3 protein-coding genes and 1 pseudogene are annotated in these 2,758 nt (G+C 73.3%); 2 read left to right on the forward strand and 2 right to left on the reverse strand.

Annotated features, from left to right (window positions below; translation table 11 throughout):
- A pseudogene (locus tag ACVNF4_RS34585) lies at nt 1-205 on the forward strand (hypothetical protein); the annotation flags it as partial.
- Nucleotides 206-230: 25 nt separating this feature from the next.
- Complete coding sequence (locus tag ACVNF4_RS34590; protein WP_461806820.1) at nt 231-971, forward strand: SDR family oxidoreductase; 741 nt, start codon at nt 231-233, stop codon at nt 969-971.
- A 37-nt stretch (nt 972-1,008) separates the two neighbouring features.
- On the opposite strand, the gene ACVNF4_RS34595 is transcribed toward ACVNF4_RS34590, so the two are convergent.
- Nucleotides 1,009-2,496, reverse strand: a complete 1,488-nt coding sequence (locus ACVNF4_RS34595) for an SDR family NAD(P)-dependent oxidoreductase (RefSeq protein ID WP_461806821.1) — start codon at nt 2,494-2,496, stop codon at nt 1,009-1,011.
- Nucleotides 2,497-2,559: 63 nt separating this feature from the next.
- Nucleotides 2,560-2,758, reverse strand: a 199-nt coding sequence (locus ACVNF4_RS34600; protein WP_461806822.1) for a WS/DGAT domain-containing protein, incomplete at its 5' end; no start/stop codon positions are given.

A 2,758-nucleotide genomic window follows, 5' to 3' on the forward strand; every position in this document is an offset into this window, starting at 1 on the left:
CCGCCCCCTGCTCGGCGTGCGCGTCGCCGGTCTGCTGCGCCGCCACCCCTGGCCCGCGCACCTCGCCGACGACGACCTCGCGCGGCTCGCGCACGCCGACGAGGAGGCGAGGTCCGCCGGGTTCGACGCGGGTGTGCTGGAGGACTGGCGGACGGTCCTGCACCTCGTCGCCGCCCGCAACTCCCCGCTGGGGGCTGTCGACTGACGGTCCGTCATGAGACGGTACGGCGATGACGTACTCGCTGCACGGCCGGGCGGCCCTCGTCACCGGCGCCACACGGGGCATCGGTCTCGCCGTCGCCCGCGCACTCGCCGACGCGGGTGCGCGCGTCTGCGTCACGGCCCGCGATCCCGCCGAGGTGCGTGCGACTGCCGCCGCGCTCAAGGGAGTCGGCCTCGCCGGGGACCTCGCCGACCCGGGCTTCCCGCAGCACCTGACCGACCACACCCTGCGCGCGTTCGGCCGCCTCGACATCCTCGTCAACAACGCGGCCACCAACCAGCCCCTCGGCCCCCTCATGAACGCCGAACCCGCCCTGTGGGCCCGCGCGTTCACGGTGAACGTGGAGGCGCCGCTGCGGCTGGCGCAGTGCGCGTGGCGGGGGTGGATGCGCGAGCACGGCGGCACCGTCGTCAACATCTGCACGGAGGGCGCCGTCCACGTCGGCGCCGGAGTGGGCGCGTACAGCGTCAGCAAGGCCGCCCTCCTGCGCCTCACCGAGCAGTTGGCGGGCGAACTGGGCCCTCACGTCCGCGTCAACTCCGTCTCACCGGGCCTCACCCGCACCGAGCTGGCCCGCTTCGTGTGGGAACGGCAGACCACGACGGGGCTCCCCCTGGAGCGGATCGGGGAGCCCGAGGACATCGCGAAGGCGGTGCTGTGGCTGGTGTCGGAGGAGGCGGGGTGGGTGACGGGGGCGGATCTGCTGGTGGACGGGGGGACACGGGTTCGGCGGGCACGGACACCCTAGACCGGAACGCCGTGCTCCCGACCGGCCGCTCCCCGCCCTACCACTTCCCAGGCGCGTAGTCCTTCAGGAAGACCCCGTACACGTCCTCCCCCGCCTCGCCCCGCACAACGGGGTCGTACACCCGGGCCGCCCCGTCGACCAGGTCCAGCGGCGCGTGGAAGCCGGCCTCCGCGAGGCGGAGTTTGTCGTAGTGGGGGCGTTCGTCGGTGATCCAGCCGGTGTCGACGGAGGTCATGAGGATGCCGTCGGTCTGGAACATCTCCTCGGCGCTGGTGCGGGTGACCATGTTCATCGCGGCCTTGGCGGCGTTGGTGTTGGGGTGTCCGGCGCCCTTGTAGCCGCGGTTGAACACCCCTTCCATCGCGGAGACGTTGACGACGTAGGCGCGCTTGCTGACGGCCTTGCGCGCGGCCTCGGCCATGCTGGGCCGCAGGGCGCTGATGAGGATGAACGGGGCGGTGTAGTTGCAGAGCTGGGTCTCCAGCAGCTCGACGGGCGAGATCTGCTCGATGGACTGGACCCAGGTGTTGGTGTCGACGACGTCGGGGACGAGCCCGCCCGCGTCGATGGCGGTCCCGTCGAGGTGCCGGGCGACGCTCGCGTTCCCGGCGACGAGCGCGAGGTCGGCGACCTTCTGCGCGTCGATGCCGGAGGACCCGGCGCCCAGCGGCAGCGCCGCGAGCCCGTCGACCGCGCCGGAGCCGAACGCGCCGATGACGTGGTGCGCGGGGAGTTCCCCGGCGGGCAGCGGCGCGGACTCGCCGTCGACGAGGGCGGCGTACGCGGACGGCAGCCGGCGGACGGTCTGGGTCGCGTTGTTGATGAGGATGTCGAGGGGCCCGGCCTCGGTCATCCGCTCGCCGAGGGCGACGACCTGGGCGGGGTCGCGCAGGTCGATGCCGACGACTTCGAGGCGGTGGATCCAGTCCCCGGAGTCGTCCATCGCCGTGAACCGGCGGATGGCGTCCTTGGGGAAGCGGGTCGTGATCGTGGTGTGCGCGCCGTCGCGCAGGAGGCGCAGCGCGATGTACATGCCGATCTTGGCCCGGCCGCCGGTGAGCAGCGCGCGCTTGCCGGTGAGGTCGGCGCGGACGTCCCGCTTGGCCCGGTTGAGGGCGGCGCAGTCGGGACAGAGCTGGTGGTAGAAGTAGTCGACCTCGACGTAGCGGGTCTTGCAGGTGTAGCAGGAGCGCGGGCGCCGCAGGACCCCGGCGATCTGTCCGGCCTCGGTGACGGAGGACGGCAGAATGCCTTCGGTCTCGTCGTCGATGCGCTGGGCGGAGCCGGTCGCGGTGGCCTCGGTGACCGTCTTGTCGTGCGCGGTCTTCGCCGCCCGGCGTTCCTGGCGGCGGCGCTGCTTGACCGTGCGGTAGATGCCGGCGGTGGCGCGGCGCACGGCGATCGCGTCGGGGTGGTCCACGTCGAGCTTGTCCAGCTCGTCCAGCACGCTGAGGCAGACGGCCAGCCGCTCGGGGTCGATCCCGGGGCCGTACGCGACTTCGCCGTCCTCTGCTGTCACCGTCATCGCGCTGTGTTCCTCGACTCGCCGTGCGGCACGCCGGTCGCGCCCGCCATCGAACGGGTGATTCTACGGACCGCCGGGGCCGTCCTCCAAACCCGTCGAGGCCGCCGTGACCAGGGTCTCCACCTCGGCGGTCAGCGCGGACGCGAGGCGGTCGAGGTCGGGGACGGCGGCGGCGTCCGCGACGAGCCCCACGTGCACCCGCCCCCGGTAGCCGGAGAGCGCCACGGCGAGGGCCTGCCCGCGGGCCAGCGGCGCGTAGGGG

The sequence above is a fragment of the Streptomyces sp. S6 genome (assembly GCF_054880855.1).